This window comes from Polyangiaceae bacterium (genome assembly GCA_020633235.1).
Classification (GTDB): domain Bacteria; phylum Myxococcota_A; class Polyangia; order Polyangiales; family Polyangiaceae; genus JACKEA01.
In genome coordinates, this window is sequence record JACKEA010000003.1 from 881,108 (window position 1) to 897,567 (window position 16,460).

A 16,460-nucleotide genomic window follows, 5' to 3' on the forward strand; every position below is an offset into this window, starting at 1 on the left:
ACCCGCGAGGTTCCGCGCCGAACCAACCCCCATGATCGAAAGAGTTGGACACAAGAGTCCCCAGGCCACCGACAACCACGAGCCCATTGCTCCGAAGCACGACGACGAGCATCCGAAGTCCAACTCCGCGGCGGCCCCGAGCGGACCTTCCCCGCTGTCCACGTCCCTGGCCGGGCAGGCCAAGGAGCTTCGCACGCGGGCGGCGCACGCTGCCATGAGCGGCCTGGCGCGGGAGCTTCCCGGTCACGGCGTGGATCTCGACAGCTTGGCGCGCAAGGTGGCCAGCGGCAGCGGGTCCATGGCGCAGGCGCAGAACCAAGCGCGCTACGCCTTCGTTCGCGCTGCCCTCGGCCATGCGCCCAGGCTGGCGGACAAGGCCATTCAAATCCGGCTGCGGGGACTCGACGGGAACAGCCGCAAGATCGTCGAGCTGGAGCTTTCCCGGAGCAAGACCACCGGCCTCGCGCGCTACGCCGAGGCCGAGCGCGCGCTCTCCAAGCTTGCCGGGTTCGACCGCCAGGAGCGGGGCGACGTTCGGGGGATCATGGCAGCGGGCGCGAGCTTGTCGGAAGCGGCAGCGGCGGAGAAGCGCGACCTCCGATGGGCGAAGGCGCACGTGACCTCCAAGCCCAGCGTCCCATCCATGACGCGGCAGCGAAACGACTCCATCGCTTCGCTCAGAAGCCAAGCCGCGACCATGAAGCGCTGCTCGACGGCGATGAACCAGCTGTATCGCTCCGTGCCCACCGTCGATCGCGTTGCGGAGCTTTCCGTTGCTGCCGTGGGCCTGCACGGAGCCATGGGCGACGCCGTGTTCGATGCGGCGCGGGCTGCCGGCACGGCCAGCAGCGAGCCGCTCCGGGAGAGCGCGCACGCGGTGCAGACGAACGTGGGGCGCCTGCGGGGGGACCTCACCCGCAAGATTGACGAAGTACGCGGAAAATATCTGAGCTTCTGCCGGACGTACGCGGACTACGTGAAGGAGAACCACGCGGCCCAGCGTGCGGTGGCCGACGCGGACGCCGCGGGCTCGCTGCAGCACATCACGCAGATGAACGCCTTGGCCAAGGAGCTGAAGCACTCGATTGAAGAGCTCACGCCTCTGGCCAAGGAGCTGACCGAGCTCGACCACGAGCTCGACCACGACGTGGTTCATGGCGCGGTTCACGTGTTGGTGAGCGCTGTGCTGGTTGGCCTGGGCGGAGCCCCTGGCGAGCACGCCGTGAAGGCCGTGGCGTCCCACGCAGGCAAGACTGCGAGCCACGTGGCCGGCGAGATCTACGAGCAAGGCGTCCACGCCGCGGCCACGCACGTGGTCGCGCAAGGGGCGCTCTCCGGGAAGTCCGGCGAGCACTGACGCTCACGTACGGCCGTACTCGAGATCGGCCATGATGTCGCTGGCGCGCAACGCACAATCCAGCGGAGCCACGGCCGTGAGTGGCAGCGAACGCCCGTCGGCGACGGCGTCGGCGACCTCCACCACCTCGCCCCAGAGCGAGGAGCGGAAGCGCGAGCGGAAGAAGCCGAAGTGCCCCACGCGCCGCGCGCCGAGGTCCGCCGGCGCCATGCGCCGGTGGGTGACTCGCGCACCGGACAGCGCGACGAGCATCTTGTCCACGGCGGGCTCCGGCGCGTAGCCGTCGTCCGTGAAGCTGTAGAACACCGTGGGACGATCGAAACGCGCGAAGCGTGCGCGGGCGTCGTGCACGTAGCCCATGAGGTAGCTCGGATGTAGGCACCAGCGCCGCCATTCCAGCGCCACACCGGCCGGCAGATCGCTGCCCAGACCGAACTTTCCCGGCAGGTATCCGTAGCTGCTCGTGAGCGCGGGCACAGCCACGTTCCACAGCCCCGCCAGGCCCAAGCGCGCCCCGATGGGCCAGTGGCGGTAGTAGCCGAGCTGCGCGCCGACCAGAACCGCCGCGCTCACGCCGCGGAGCTCCTCGCACAGTCCGATGAGCTGCCCTCCGAAGCTGTGGCCCAGCATCAGGACCGGCCCGCTCCCGGAGATCCGTATCGCATTCGAGTGGGCCGTTCGCGCGTCCTCGGCCCAATCTCGCATGTCGGCATCGAAACCCCGGAGGTCGGGCGGCCGTGAAGCTCCCACGCCGCGGTAGTCGTAGGTCAGCACGCGGTGGCCGCGGTCGGCCAAGTGCAAGGCGAAGCGCTGGTAATACCGCTGCGGCGTCGCGGTCGCTCCGTGCACCACCAGGGTGGACTTGGCATGGCCCTGGGGTTCGTAGACCCGAGCTCCCAGCGGGTATCCGTCACGGGCGGTGATGACGATGGACGTTCGTACGACGGACATGGTCGCCTCCTTCCAGATCCAACCTGGTACGGGAAGCGACCGATCGCCCGCGCGAACTCCGCAGCTCGAAGCTGCAATTTTGCACGCCTACTCCGAGGCCGGCTCCCCGTCGTCGTAGGGCAGCTCGATGGTCGGACCCATCCAAGTGGAGTCGTCGCTCATCACTTCTTGGCGGGCACGCCGTGCCATGGGTCCTCCCGGCATCATGGGCATGGCGCGCATGTTGGGTCCCGGGCGATGAGGATTCTGAAGCCTTCCGCCGCGGCCGCGCCGCATGCTGGCGGCGAGCTTGTCCCGCTGCTCCGGCTCGAGCACCGCGGAGATCTGGTTGAACAAGCTCACCCGCGAGTCCATGCGCTTCTTCCACTCTTTCGGGTCGGGTCCCGCGGAGAGGTCCAACTTCTTGGCGTCGAAGCCGTCCTTTTCGAAGGCCTCCAACAGCGCCGTCATCCGCTTCTTGCTCGCCGCTCGGGAGTTCATCTGCGGCTCCGCCGGCGTGGCTTCTTTCACCAGCAGAGGCTCGAGCTTCTTCTTCTGAGCGTCGGTCAAGCTCAGGTCTTTCGTCATCCGATCCAACTTGTGCTGGGCGCGTTCCTTGGGATCGGCTTTCTTTTTTTGTTGGTCCGGCGCGGGCTCGGCGCGCTCCGCAAAGCGCGGCTTGAGCTTGTCGGCCACGGACTTGCGCTGCTCCGGCGTGAGCGCCGCGTACAACCCGTCGAGAGCTTCGGCCTGCTTCGCCTTTTGCTCCGCGCGCGCGCGCTCCATCGTCTCGTACAGCGGTTCGAGCTTCGTGGTGTCGATCTTGCCGGCTTTGATGCCCTCCATCACCACAGCCTGATACTCCCGCATCTCCTTGCCCCCGCCCGCGGCGCTCCCGATCTTCTCGCCCACGGCATCCACCTTGGATCGCTGAGCGTCGTCGAGCGTCAGGTCGTTGGCAGCAGCCAGCAGGATCCCCGCAGGACCTCCGCGAGCCCCGCGCCGTCCCGGCCGCCGTGGCTTTCGCTGGGCTACGCTGGCGCTCGGCGTCGGCGCCGGCTCCTTGGCCACTTTCGTAGTGGTCTCGGACGTCTTCGGCTTCGACTCTTCTTCGCAGCCAGCGCACAAGCCCACGGCAACGGTGAGCAGCACGATGCTCTTGGATATCGCTCTCATTGCGAAACCTCCTGGTGAGGCGGGAGCCTACACCTCATTCGCCGCCCTTCGTCACCCACCCCAAAACCGGTGGATGTTCCAAGTGTTCGGCGGGGGGTGGTCGTGAGAGCCCTTGGGCGCTACGCTGCTCGCGCAGAAGAGCGGGGGACGCCCTTCCCATGCTCGATTGGAACGACCTCCGGACCTTCCTAGCCGTCCACCGGTCGGGAACCTTGGCGCGAGCGGCGACGACGCTGGGCATCAACGCGACGACCGTCGGTCGGCGCCTGGCCGTGCTGGAAGAGGAGCTCGGGGCAAAGCTCTTCGATCGAACCCCGGACGGGTACTCAGTGACTCAAGCCGGCCTCGACCTGCTGCCCCGGGCGGAGCGCATGGAGCAGGAGGCCATCGCGTTGGAGCGCGAGCTCGCAGGGGCCGACCAGCGAGTCGCAGGCACCGTTCGCGTGAGCGTCACGGAAACGATCGGAACGCGATTCATCGCTCCGCACTTGCATCGTTTCGCTCGCGAGTACCCCGAGCTCACTCTCGATCTCTCCTGCAACTCCCGCTCCGTGAGCCTGGCGCGGCGAGAAGCGGACATCGCCCTCCGGCTGGCGCGCCCGCGCGAGAGCGACGTCGTCACGCGCCGTCTCTCCACGGTGCGCTCCGCGTTGTACGCGGCGCGCTGCTATCTGCAGGCGCGTGGCACGCCCCGAGATCCGGAGCGAGACTTGAGTGGCCACGACGCCATCTTGTTCGCGGACAGTCGGCCTTTTGCCCTGGAAAATGGCTGGTTCTCCCAGCGCCTGGGCGGCGCTCGGGTGGTGCTGCGCTGCGACAGCGTGAGCTCCATCTTCTCCGCGACCACCTTCGGCTTGGGCATCGCGCTCCTACCGCAGAGCGTCGCGGCGCACGAGACGAGCTTGGTGCGGCTGGCGACGGAAACCGAGCCCGAGCCCCGCGTGATCTGGCAAGCAGTGCACCGAGATCTCGCCGGCTCCGCGCGCATCCGAGCCGTGCTCGACTTCCTGCACGGCATCATCGACGGCGGTGTTTCGTGAGCGACGAGCGACAGCAACGTGTTCGGCGTCTGCTCGATGCGGCGCGACGCATCGCTGACGCGGAGGACGTGTTCGGGAAGCGCGCGCGGCAGGTGCTGGTCACGACGACGGGGCTCTCGCCCGAGGGCGTCGACCTCGCGCTGCGCGAATGCCTGGAAGTGAACGCCACCGACGCGGAGCTCGACGCGCTCGTGTCGGGCGTCACGCCGACGGCGCGAGCGCACGTGCTGCTTGCGGCCAATGTCTTCGTCGCCCCGCTCAGAGCCATCGCCCTGGCGCTGGCCCAGGCGCCGCGGGTCGCCGTGCGCGCGTCACGTCGCGAGCCGACCATGGCCACGCTGCTGTTCGAGGCGAGCCGCGGAGCGTTTCGTTTGGTGGAAGAGCTGGCGCCCTCGCCGGGAGATCACGTATGGGCCTATGGCTCCGACGACACCCTCGCGGCGCTTCGCGGTGAGCTGCCTGCTGGCGTGGTCCTGCATGGTCACGGCAACGGCTTCGGCGTCGCCGTGCTGGACGCTGAAGCCGGCGAGCTCGCGGCGGCGGCCAAAGCGCTGGCCCGGGACGTTGCCCTGTTCGATCAGCGGGGTTGCTTGAGTCCCCGCGTGGCGCTGGTCAGGGGACAGCCGGAGGGCGCGCAGAGCTTTGCGCGGGCGTTGGCCGCTGGGCTCGCGGAGCTACAGCACGACGTACCCCGAGGCGCCCTGTCGAACTCGGAGGCCTCCGATCTCACGCGCTACCGCGACACCATGACCTACGCAGGCGAGGTGTTCCACGCGGGCAAGGGCGTGGTAGGACTGGACCTCCTCGGCAACGTGCTGCTCGCCCCCGTGGGCCGCAACGTCCACGTCACGCGTGTGACGGACCTCTCGGCGGCGCTGGCCGGTCTGGGAGATGCAGTCGCGGCCGTCGGCATCTCGGGCCCGTTGGCCGATGTAGCGCGCAAGGCCCTTCCCGGCGCGCGCCAGAGCCCCCTCGGTGCCATGCAGACTCCCCCGCTGGACGGCCCGGTGGACCGCCGTCCCTCCGCGGAAGGCGAGGTGCTATGAGTCATCCGCCGCGTTGACGCTCTGCGGAGGCTCGTTTCCCATGGGCATATGCTGCAGCTGCCGCGCTCCGTGCTCCCGTGGCTGGCTGGCATTTCCGTAGCGGGCCTGCTGTGCGGAGCATGGCTCGCGCTCCGCCAGGCGGAGTCTCGGGCACTGGCGCGCTCCACCAGCATCGTCGCGCGCCAAGCCGCCCCGCGGCTCGCCGACTACGTGGCTGCGCGGCTCACCATCGTAGGCAGCTTGGCTCGCGAGCGGGCGCAGCACGCCCAGATGACGGACGCCGACTTCAAGCGACGAGCACGCATCCTGGAGGGCTCCTTTGGTGGCTTGCTGGGCATCAACTGGATCGACAACGCGGGTGTCATCCGCATCGCCGTCCCGGAGGAGCGCAACCGTTCGGCCCTCGGTCGCAACGTGCGCAATCATCCGGAGGCCGCTCCATTCTTCGCTCGAGCGGCGCGCACCGGAGAGCCGACGCTGACCGGCTCCCTGCAGCTGTTCCAAGGTCCGCGGGGCGTCGCCAGCTACTTCCCGGTCCGCCGCGAAGGTCGCACCCTCGGTTTCGTCAATGGTGTGTTCGACTGCAGCGAGCTGGTCAAGCGCTCCCTGGCGGAAGGCATCCTGGACAGCTATTTGGTTCGAGTCTCGGACGAGACGGGTCGCGTGTACGAGTCTCGAGGCTACGGGACCTCCGGCGGACCCGTTGCGCAGGCCGCAGCCGTGGTGGCAAACCAGACGTGGTGGGTGGAGGTGGAACCGGGAGCCGCGCTCCGGGAGGCGAGCCACTCTCACCACGTGGATCTCCTGATCCCGCTGGGCCTGGTGTTGGGCCTGGCCGTGACGGGCTTGACCGGAGGTTGGCTGGGTCGCCGCCGCGCCCTGGACCAGCTCAAGCGCGAGCGGGAAGCGCTGGAAAACCAGATGATCGAGGCGCAGAAGCTGGAGGCCATCGGGCGCCTCGCCGGTGGTGTGGCCCATGACTTCAACAACCTGCTGACCGCCATGATTGGACACGCAGAGCTGGCCAAGCGCTCCAAGGAGCTACCCGAGCGGGTGCGCAAGGATCTCGACGTCATCATCGAGGCCGCCCGGCGCGGCGCGGAGATCACTCGGGACCTGCTGGCGTTCTCCCGCAAGGAGATCGTCCACCCCCGCGCCATGGATGTCGCCGAAGAAGTGAAGCGGCTGGTGCCCATGCTCGAGCACCTGCTACGGGAAGACGTGGCGCTCGAGCTCGACGTGGACCCCGAGGCCGGCCGCGTGCTCATGGATCCGACTCAGCTGGAGCGCGCGCTGATGAACTTGGTGGTGAACGCCGTCGATGCGCAGCCCAACGGCGGCCTGGTGACCTTGTCCGTGCAAAAGCACGACGACGCGAATATTCGCGTCGCGGTCAGCGATGCGGGCGAAGGCATGTCGAACGACGTTGCAGCGCACGCGTTCGAGCCCTTCTACACCACGAAGCCCCCGGGCAAGGGTACCGGCCTCGGCCTTGCGTCCGTGTACGGCATCGCTCGGCAGCTGGGAGGCGACGCCTTGCTGTCGACCGAGGAGGGACACGGGACCACGGTGGCGCTGGTGCTGCCGCGTACGGCCGAGGAAGGCCCCCGCGCGACATCCGAGCCGGCGCCCGCACCCAAGAGCGCAAAGGCGAGCGTGCTGCTGGTCGAAGACGACGACGCACTACGCCACCTGGCCCGCCGGGTGCTGAGCGCTGAAGGCTACTCCGTGACCGCGGCGGCAAACGCGAACGAAGCGCTGATGCTCGTGCACGAGGGGCTGGTCCCCGAGATCTTGCTGACGGACGAGGTCATGCCCGGCATGCGCGGGCACCAGCTCGCGGAGCGCTTGAGCCACGACCTCCAGGGGCTGCGGGTGCTGGTTTGCTCCGGCCACGCGGACGAGCTGGTGGACGAGTCCAAGCTCACGCGCCAAGGCGCGGCGTTCCTGCACAAGCCCTACACGCCCACGGAGCTCTTGGCCGCTCTCGGGAAGGTCGCTAGCGCTCGAGCTGGGTCGTGACCCGCTTCTTCGGGCGCACGCGATAGAGCAGGCTCCGAAGCGGCGCTTCCGCCATGATCCCTTCCCAGGTGCGTCGTCGCGGACGCTTCATCTGGTCGGCCAAGGCATCGGGAAACCCGGTCACGGGATCCGTATCCTCAATCAAGATGGCGTGTTGATGGATGTTGCCGTCTCCCTTGCGCCCCTGGATGGCCACGACATCCCCTGCACGAAAAGTGTCGGCGTGCTCGACGAGGAAAGAGAAGAAGCGGCGTCGCTCCAGAAACTTCACGCGGTCCTCGGCTTCGAACCTGAGATGCTCGAACAGCTCCGGGCTGTCCTCGGCGAACTTCTCGAAGGCGAGCACGCCGCGGCGGTTCTTGATGCCGAGGTCGTCGAAGTCCAGCGCACCCACCACGCGGGTGGGCGTGTTTCCCTTGGCCGTGAACCAAGTTCCGGAGGCGCGCTCGTAGCTGTCGAGAACGAAGTCGACACAGACCTGGGGTGGATGCGGGCGACCCTCGACGTCGTACACGGGGTAGCTCTCGTCGTCGTAGCTGAACGCCGTCAGTCCGGCGCGGTAGGCCCAGCGCCACGCCGGACGCAGCTGCCCGTCTCGATCCGCCGTTTCCTCGTGGCGCGGCCGGTCGAAGGGCAGCGCCTCCGCGAGCTCGCGATCCACGGCGGCGCGCAGCCGCGCGAGACCCCGACGCCGAGGCGCGTCGGAGGCGATCCAGCGCGAAAACCGCGTGCGCCGATCCTGCCGCTCGGCCAGGCAGCGCAGGGACAGCTTGGCGCCGTCGCTGTCCAGCACCGCTTTCGCCCATTCGCCACTGAAGCGCAGGTCCGCGACCAGCCCTTGCGCCGTACGCAACGTGATCTTCGCCCGCTCGAACCCGATCTCGTGGGCCAAGCGTCTCAAGTCTCGATGGAGCGGCGGAGCAAGGTCCGCGCGCTCGACGGCCACGCGGTCGCCGAACAAGAGCTCCGCCGTGCGGCCATCCGACTGCTGGTACCTGAGCGGCTTCGCTTCCACCCGGGACAGCGCCAGCGTCTTGGCCCCCCGCTGCAAATAGATGGTTTCTTCGTCGAACAGATCGGGCAGCTCCAGACGCGTGACCAACGCCAGCGCTTCGACGGGATCGGCGGAGTACACGTAGCCTTCTCGCAGCACGAGGGCCCGGAGCCCGGGCTTGTCGCCCCGCAGCCGGAGCTTTTCGCCCCGCACTCGGGCGAACGGCGAACCGTGCGCGAACGCCTTCTTGGCGTCGAGCGCCGCTTTCGGAAGCGCAGCGTCCGGCGTGGCCCGCGGCTCGCGCACGAACACCATGGGCTCGCCCCGAGCGCGCCCCAGCACGTCGGCGCGTTGGGCATCGAATTCCGGAGCGCCGGGCAGCGCGGGCTGCTTCCGCAAGGCGGCGATGCGCTCCCGGCAGCTCTGGTAGGCGGTGTCCACCTCGACCGCCGCCGAGGCCAGCGGCGCGGCTCGGGCGCTGCCCTCCGCCCGCTCCGGTAGGCTCCGGCACCCGGCCAAGGCCAGGACCAGCGTGGCGTACAGGGCGGCGTGACGGCTCATGCTGAAGGGAAAACGCCGCGCGAAGCGCGACTATTCTCGGGCTTTGAAGCGTTCGATGTGCGGGCGGAGCACGTCCATCACGCCGCTCACGTCATCCACGCACACCGGGATGGTCATGTCTTGGGCGTTGGCCAGGCCGGCGCCGACCATGTTGCGCTCCGCCCACTCCAAGAGCTCGCGCCACATGCGACCGACGAACACCAGCGGCACACCCGCGACGTGCTTCACCTGCAGCAGCTGCCACACCATCATGGTCTCCAACGTGGTTCCGATACCCCCCGGCATGATCACGAAGGCGTTGGACATGCGCATGAACTGAGCCAAGCGCGAGTAGAAGGTGCGATGGGTGAAGAGCTTCTCCACGAAGGGGTTTGCGCCCTGCTCGAAGGGAAGCTCGATGCGAATGCCGATGGACCGCGTGCGATTGTCGGGATCTCCCAGGTTCTCGCCCTCGTTCGCCGCTTGCATCAACCCCGGGCCGCCGCCGGTCACGATGTCCACTCCGCTCGCGGAAAGGCGGGCCGCGAGGTCCTTCACTTGCTCGTACACCGGAGCGCCCGGCTGAGTGCGCGCCGAGCCGAAGATGGCGACCCGATAGAATTCCTGCTTCTCGGGCCGAATGCGGCTCAGGTCGTTCACCACCGTCCAGAGCTGATCCACCGCGTCCTCGATCACCTCCATCGTTTCTTGGGTGGTGCACACCAGGCGTCCGAGATCTTTCTTCATGCCTCCTCCACGGAGAGTTGCAAGAGCCCGCCGTTCACCGGCAGATCGAGGGCGCGCCGAAGTCCCCGTCGCGCCTCGTCGAAAGCCAGCTTGCCCCGCTCGAGGCGAAACGGCCCCACGCGACTCAGGCCTTCGAGGACCACCGCCGAGAGGCCCGGTCGTTTCGGCGGCACCAGCGACGCGCTCGACTTCTTGCGCCAAGGCGAGCGCGAAGCGAGATGGTGATGCAACACGCGGGTGCCCGCCGGCAGACCCATGAGGCCAGGGCGATCCAAGATGCCGCCGTCGAGCAGCGGCCGTCCTTCGTGCCACAAAGGCTGGAACAACCCGGGCAAGGTACAAGAGGCTTGGATGGCGGGCGCCAACGGGCCCGACGAGATCACCCGGGTGCGCCGCGAAAGCACGTCGTAGACGGAGAGCGTGGCGGGCACGCGACAGCCGGAGAACTCCTTGGTGGGCAACAGGGACTCCAAGCGCGCTCGGAACAGACGGCCTCGGAGCAGACCCAACCCTGGCCGGGGGTCCCAGAAATCCGCGCGCCGGAGCGCCAACAGCTCGTCCCGAAGCTGCGCTGCGTCGAGCCCCGCCGCCCACAGTCCCCCCACCAGGGCCCCAGCGCTGGCGCCCGAGACTCGCGCCGGCAATAGGCCGGCTTCTTCCAGCTCCATCACGAAGCCGGTGTGTGCGAAGAAGCCGAAGAAGCCGGCGGACATCGCCAGCGCGAACGGCTCTTCCGCGAGCCACTCGCGGAGGGTCGGCGGAGCCAACCTCACTCCTCCGGACGCCGCTTGCTGAACGGCGGCGGGAACAGGCGCTGCGTACGCTCGCCGCTGAAGTCGAGTCCGCTCTCCTCGCCGGACGGCGGCCGGAGCAATAGCGTCGCTTCGTCCAGCCGCAGGCTCTGCACCTGCCCCAGCCGCCACAGGAACTTCACGCCAATCACCGGGTTGGTCTGAAACAACGGATACACGGCGTCTTGGTCCAGGACCAGCAGACGTGTGGGCTCGAGCGTCTTCACGGTTGCCGTGCGCGGGCGATTGGTCAAGAGCGCCATCTCGCCGAAGTGACTGCCGCTCGACAGGGTGGTGAGGCGCGAGCCACTGCGTTCCACGCTCACGCGTCCCGACGCGATGATATAGAGCGCCTTGCTGGCTTCGCCTTCGCTCAGCACCGTCACGCCCTCTTCCAGCTCTTCCGTCCGCAGCGTGCTGGCGACCTCGAGCAGCTCCGGATACTCGAGCTCGCCAAAGAGCTCCATGGCGGACAGCGCCGAGAGGTCTTCGTACACTCGGCTCAGGCGTTCTTCTCCCGCGGCATCCTCGGCCTCGGGCCGCACCACCACCGCCGTGATGTTGTCCTCGCCACCGCGTTCATTGGCGAAGGACACCAGCCGCTCGGCCACGTCCTCACCTTCCAGCAGCTCGGCGAGACCAGTGCTCTCGTGATCGAAGTAGCCGTGCAGGCCGTCGCTGCACAAAAGGTAGACGTCTCCCGGCAGCACGTCGAACTCCAGGGTGTCCACCTGAACGCGCTCCAGGGGTCCCACGGCGCGCATCAAGAGGTTCGAGGGAAAGGCCTCCAGGGCCTGTTCCAAGGTGTAGCCGCGCATCATGGCGTCGGCGACGAAGCTGTGATCCATCGTCAGCTGGTGGAGCTGACCGGCGCGCCGCAGGTAGAGCCGCGAGTCCCCCACGTGCGCCAGCACTCCGCGCTGCCCGCGGATCGAGAGCACGGTGCAGGTGGTACCCGCGCCGCGAGCCTTCGGATCTCGCTGTCCCAGCCGGTGCACCGCGGTGTTGGCCGCTTCCACCGCTCGGCGCAGCACCTCCACCACGTGCGCCGCGCGCCACGGGTCCAGGGGCTCGTCGTGCGCCTCTGCGGCTCCGAGCTCACGCCGGACGGCCTCTTGAATGGTCTTCGCCGCCAGCGCAGACGCCACCTCTCCTGCGGCGTGCCCACCCATGCCGTCGCACACGATGAACAGCCCGTGCTCGTCATCGACGAGATAGTTGTCCTCGTTGTGATCGCGCCGTTGCCCGACGTCGCTCGACGCCTCCGCTCGGATTTTCACGAACACAAGATAGCCGACGCGTCACGGCGCCCAAAGCGTGGATGCGCCCGCGCTCGATTTCGCGCGGCTCACCCCCGAGACCAGCCGCCCTCACAGCCGTAAAATAGCTCGTCGGCTTGTTCCGGGCCCCAGGAGCCGGCGGGGTACTCCACCAGGGCGGGCCGCCCGGTGCTGGCCCAGGCCCGCCGGATCTCGTCGGCGTAGCGCCAGCTGGCCTCGATCTCGTCCGCGCGCAGGAACAAGGTCGGGTCGCCCAAGATGGCGTCGAGCAGCAGGCGCTCGTAGGCATTGCCCGCTTCCGTTCCGAAGCGCTGACGGTAGTCGAAGGACAGCTCCGCGGGGGTCATCACCATCTCCCCGCCGGGCTGCTTCACGCCGAAAGAGAGGGTGATCGCTTCGCGGGGCTGAATGCTCAAGGTCAGGGTGTTGGGCCGGATCTGACACAGGCTGCCGTCGCGGAGCTTTCGCCGGAACTCGGGACCGCTCATCTCGTCCGGGCGGTTGAAGAGCTGCACCGGCGGCGTGCGAAACTGGATGCGAACCTCGGTGCTCTTCTTGGCCAGACGCTTGCCGTGACGCAGCAAGAACGGAACGCCGCTCCAGCGCCAAGTGTCGATCTCAGCGCGCACTGCCACGTAGGTCTCCACCTCCGAGTCGGCCGGCACACCCTCTTCCTCGAGGTAGCCGCCGACGAGCTCGTCGTCGATCACTCCGCCTTGATAGCGCCCGCGCACGGAGCTCGAGGCCACGTCCTCCGGATCCGGACAGTGCACCGCGCGCAGCACTTGCACCTTCTGGTCGCGCACGGCCTCGGGCTCCAGCGCCACCGGCGGCTCCATCGCCACCAGGGCCAAGATCTGCATCATGTGGTTTTGCAGCATGTCGCGCAGGGCGCCGGTGCTCTCGTAGTAGCGCGCCCGGCCGTGCTCCACGCCCAGGGTCTCGGCGACGGTAATTTGCACCAGCTCCACGTGATGCCGGTTCCAGAGCGGCTCGAAGATGGCGTTGTGGAAGCGAAACCCGAGGAGGTTCTGCACCGTTTCCTTGCCGAGGTAGTGATCGATGCGGAAGATCTGATCTTCGCGGAGCACGCGGTGCAGCTTTCGATTGAGCACCCGCGCACTCTCGAGATCGTGTCCGAAGGGCTTTTCGATCACGACGCGACGGGGAGCGGGCCCGGCGAAGAGCCCCGCTGCGGAAATCGCCTGCGCCGCCTCGGCAAAGAGCTGCGGCGCGAGCGCCATGTAGAACAGCCGGCCCGCGCTCTCGCCGCCGGGCAGCGCCTGGAGATGCCGTTCCAACGCTGCGAGATCCTCCGCCTGAGTGACGCTCCCCACGCAGTACGAGACGCGCGGTGACAGCTCGTCGAAGGCCGCGCGATCCCGCTCGGAAAGCGCCGCGCGGATCTCGCTCCGGTACTGTTCGTCCGACTTCGCGCGCCGCGAGAACCCGATGACGTGAAAGCCGCCGGGCGGGCGACCCGACCTCGCGAGCCCCACCAGCGCGGGCATCAGCTTGCGGAGCGTGAGATCTCCGCTGGCTCCGAGAATGACGACGTGAAAGGGCGCAGACATGGACTCGCGAGGCTACCACCCCGCGAGGTCACCGCGCCGAACCAACAAACAAATGCAGAGACGGCTCTTGGTTTTGTCGGTGCGGCGCGGGCACACGCGGCCCGAGCTTCAGCGCTCCTTTTGCGGGCTGGATGCGGCGGCTGCCACCGCGGTCGTCACTGCTGCGGAAACCACGACGAGAACTGCAACTGCAAGGGCCACGAGAACGTTCCTTTCATCCAGGGCGTCCGTCCACACGCGGCGACAGCAGCATGGGGGCGTAGCTCACGAGGTACGCTGCGAAGGACAGCGCCCACAGGCTGCCCGCGACGGCGAGCAGCGGAAGTTGAGAGGCGCCGGCGAGGGGCGCGACGATGCGAAGCAGTGTCGCCACGGTGATGACGACGAAGGCGACGGAGACGAGCTTGGGTGCGGCGAGCATGCGACCGGTGTGGCCGAGGGAAACGCGAGCCATCATGCCCAGGGTGAGCGCGCCGATGGCGCCCGCCGTCAGCGCATGGAGACCCATGCTCGACGGTACCGCCGGGACCAGCACGGACGCGCCGCGCAACAGCAAGCCGATGGCCACCCAGGCGTGGCCCACGTGCAGGATCCAGAGCAGCGGGTTGCCGAAGGTGTGCTGCATGCCCCAGCGGGCGGCACGGGCGGCCACGAAGACGCCGGCCAGGAGCAATGCGACGCCGGACACCGCGCTACCCGGCATCAGCACGCCGGTCGCCACCACCAACACCATGGCGGCAATGGCGGCACGATCCAGAACGGGCACGTTTACAATGCCCTGCCTGCCGGTCGCGTTGCGCGTGAACATGGGCACGATGCGCCCGGTGACGATCACGATGACGATAGTCACCAAATCCACGCCGAGCAGGCTGCCAAGACGCGTCCACGCCGGCAGCACGCCCAGAGCGCCCAGATGTACCGCCAGATTGGCGCCGAAGAGCGCCGCCAAGATCGCGATGAAGCCGTAGTTCCTGCGGTTCTTGGAAGCGAGGATGGGACGCGCACAGGCGAACGCCAGCGCGGGAAGGAACGCCAGGTCGAGGGCCGCGGCGAGCTTCGGCGGAAACCCGTCCGCAAATAGCACCGCGACCCGCCCGGCGAGCCACAGCAGGCACAGGAGTGCCAGGGGCAGTCCCACGGCCGTCTCGCGCTGGGTCCAGTTGCCCACGGCCGTGAGCAGGAATCCGGCGATGACCGCCACCGAGAAGCCGAAGACCATCTCGTGGGCGTGCCAGCCGGTGGCGCCGAGATAGGCGCCTGGATCCAGCCGTCCGTACAGCACCAACACCCACAGCGGGAGCGTCAGCACGGCGTAGGCTGCCGCCATCAAGAAGAAGGGACGAAAGCCCTTCGCGAGAATGGCGGCCCCCGCAGGGTGGGCTTCCAGGGTGGGGGGATGGATCAACGAACGGGGAGGCACGAGGAACGCGCCGCATTCAGCAAGCGCCGTTCCATGCGAAATCCCCGCAAACTCACGTTAGGGAACGAACATTTCGCGTGCCGCAGACAGCGCCGACGCAATTTTGGCGCAGGTGACGGTGAGCAAGTCGACCGCCGTCGACTTCCGGAGCGCCCCTGCAGGCGTTGCTCGCGATCCCCGGAAAAACGCAAAGCACGCGCCTGGATCCCGAGAAAAACCAAGGGTTTCGCGTGGCATTGGCGTTGCTTGCGCACATCTCATGGCCAACGCCGTCGCTCGTGCGCTCCGCGCTCTCGCCGTGGCCGTGGGACTGCTGGTCCCGCTGCTGCCGGGGGCCTGCTCTTCCGACGACAGCGCGGAGGTGAGCACCGGCGGGGTCGCGACGGTGCCCGACACTCCTGGCGTCCTGCTGGAAGTGACGGTGCGCGACGAGAGCGGCGTGGTGCGCATCTACGGAAGCGACGACGGCGCGGGCACCGTCGTGGTGACGGCCATCGAGATGCCCAGCCCCCATGGCGCCTTGCGCTTGGACGTGGACGAGACTGCGCGCACCCTCGCGGAAACTCTGGGTAGCTTTGGGCTCGACCTGGAGTGGAACGCCGCGGGGGACGTCGTGCACTTTCAGACCAGCTTCGGCGGCGTGCCCGCTCATGCGGGCGGTCCGGTAAGTGCGGCGAAGCTCCCGGACCTGGGGTTGCCCAAGACCACCACGAGCAGCGTGCAAAGCTTGAGCACTTCGATCCTGAGCTGCACCGAGACCGTGCGCGCGCTGTTCGTCCTCGGGAGCAATCCTGATCCCGATGGCATGGAGTGCATACAGAAGGACCCGGCGGTCGCCGAGGGACTCTTCAGTGTGTGTGTGGTGCGGGAGCTCTTGGTCGCCTTCAGCAAAGACACCAACTGCGCCAAGACTATCTACGAAGAGGAGTGCAAGGCGCGGCTAGCGCTCGCCGAGAAGCTACTTTCCAACTACGCGAAGCTCCTGGCTCTTGCCACGGTGGGGACCATGGAGAGCGTGTACGGCTACTGGGAGACGCACGGCAGTTGTCCCCAGGTCAGCGTACCGGACGCCGGCACCGATGCGGGCAGCGACTCCGGAGGCACGGATTCGGCAACCGACGGAGGTCCAGGCAGCATTTCCGCCTGCAACGCTCTCGGCGACATCGGCATCAGCGCACAGCTGAAGAGCGAGAGCCCGGGAAGCTACTGTACGGGGGACTTGGTGTTCACCAACAGCGGGAGCAAGACCGTAACGGTGCTCTTCTACATCGACGAGACCAAGCCTCTGACGCCCGAGAAGGAACAGGACGCCTTCTGGCAGATTTCGGTGGGTCCCGGTGCCACGGTAAAGACGGTGACCCCGGCCTTCTCCTGGCAGAACGGCGGCTCCACCATCACCACCACGGACGTGGCAGCGGTGTACCTGGACGCGAACGACGACTCCTGTCTGTGGATCATCACGGACCTCACGGAGGACGAGGTCAACGACTGCGGCATCTCCACGACGAACGTCGCAGGCATGAACATGTGCACCGGCGGCTGA

The 16,460-nt window shown here is 67.9% G+C and carries 13 protein-coding genes; 5 read left to right on the top strand and 8 right to left on the bottom strand.

The features are described from left to right. The first annotated feature begins 31 nt into the window (after positions 1-31). Complete coding sequence (locus H6717_20800; protein ID MCB9579483.1) at positions 32-1,357, top strand: hypothetical protein; 1,326 nt, start codon at positions 32-34, stop codon at positions 1,355-1,357. A gap of 3 nt (positions 1,358-1,360) precedes the next feature. On the opposite strand, the gene H6717_20805 is transcribed toward H6717_20800, so the two are convergent. Then, positions 1,361-2,308, bottom strand: a complete 948-nt coding sequence (locus H6717_20805) for an alpha/beta fold hydrolase (protein MCB9579484.1) — start codon at positions 2,306-2,308, stop codon at positions 1,361-1,363. 87 nt (positions 2,309-2,395) lie between these two features. Further along, the gene (locus H6717_20810) at positions 2,396-3,463 is read right to left on the bottom strand and encodes a Spy/CpxP family protein refolding chaperone (protein ID MCB9579485.1); all 1,068 of its coding nucleotides are present in this window, start codon (positions 3,461-3,463) and stop codon (positions 2,396-2,398) included. A 158-nt stretch (positions 3,464-3,621) separates the two neighbouring features. On the opposite strand from H6717_20810, the gene H6717_20815 reads away from it, so the two are divergent. Genes H6717_20815 through H6717_20825 form a run of 3 tightly spaced genes read left to right on the top strand, consistent with a single transcriptional unit; the run spans position 3,622 to position 7,571 of the window. Continuing rightward, the gene (locus H6717_20815) at positions 3,622-4,503 is read left to right on the top strand and encodes a LysR family transcriptional regulator (protein MCB9579486.1); all 882 of its coding nucleotides are present in this window, start codon (positions 3,622-3,624) and stop codon (positions 4,501-4,503) included. Then, positions 4,500-5,549, top strand: coding sequence for a proline dehydrogenase (locus H6717_20820; protein MCB9579487.1), 1,050 nt, complete (start codon positions 4,500-4,502; stop codon positions 5,547-5,549). Before H6717_20815 ends, H6717_20820 begins: the two co-directional genes overlap by 4 nt. 48 nt (positions 5,550-5,597) lie before the next feature. Then, complete coding sequence (locus H6717_20825; protein ID MCB9579488.1) at positions 5,598-7,571, top strand: response regulator; 1,974 nt, start codon at positions 5,598-5,600, stop codon at positions 7,569-7,571. On the opposite strand, the gene H6717_20830 is transcribed toward H6717_20825, so the two are convergent. The 6 genes from H6717_20830 to H6717_20855 all read right to left on the bottom strand — a co-directional run bounded on the left by H6717_20830 (position 7,549) and on the right by H6717_20855 (position 14,917). Continuing rightward, positions 7,549-9,126, bottom strand: a complete 1,578-nt coding sequence (locus H6717_20830; protein MCB9579489.1) for a hypothetical protein — start codon at positions 9,124-9,126, stop codon at positions 7,549-7,551. The genes H6717_20825 and H6717_20830 overlap by 23 nt on opposite strands. A 30-nt stretch (positions 9,127-9,156) precedes the next feature. After that, positions 9,157-9,852, bottom strand: coding sequence for an LOG family protein (locus H6717_20835; GenBank protein ID MCB9579490.1), 696 nt, complete (start codon positions 9,850-9,852; stop codon positions 9,157-9,159). After that, positions 9,849-10,565 carry a patatin-like phospholipase family protein gene (locus H6717_20840; GenBank protein MCB9579491.1) on the bottom strand — a complete coding sequence of 239 codons (717 nt, stop codon included), beginning with the start codon at positions 10,563-10,565 and terminating at the stop codon, positions 9,849-9,851. Before H6717_20840 ends, H6717_20835 begins: the two co-directional genes overlap by 4 nt. Positions 10,566-10,621: 56 nt before the next feature. Further along, positions 10,622-11,923, bottom strand: a complete 1,302-nt coding sequence (locus H6717_20845) for a cyclic nucleotide-binding domain-containing protein (protein ID MCB9579492.1) — start codon at positions 11,921-11,923, stop codon at positions 10,622-10,624. A gap of 68 nt (positions 11,924-11,991) precedes the next feature. Then, a complete protein-coding gene (gene zwf / locus H6717_20850) occupies positions 11,992-13,497 on the bottom strand; it encodes a glucose-6-phosphate dehydrogenase (GenBank protein MCB9579493.1) in 1,506 nt (501 codons plus the stop codon). Positions 13,498-13,711: 214 nt separating this feature from the next. Next, on the bottom strand, positions 13,712-14,917 hold the full coding sequence (locus tag H6717_20855; protein ID MCB9579494.1) for an NnrS family protein: 1,206 nt from the start codon (positions 14,915-14,917) through the stop codon (positions 13,712-13,714). A gap of 259 nt (positions 14,918-15,176) precedes the next feature. Between H6717_20855 and H6717_20860 the strand changes: the two genes are divergently transcribed. Next, positions 15,177-16,460: a hypothetical protein gene (locus H6717_20860; GenBank protein ID MCB9579495.1), complete on the top strand. Its 1,284-nt coding sequence runs from the start codon at positions 15,177-15,179 to the stop codon at positions 16,458-16,460.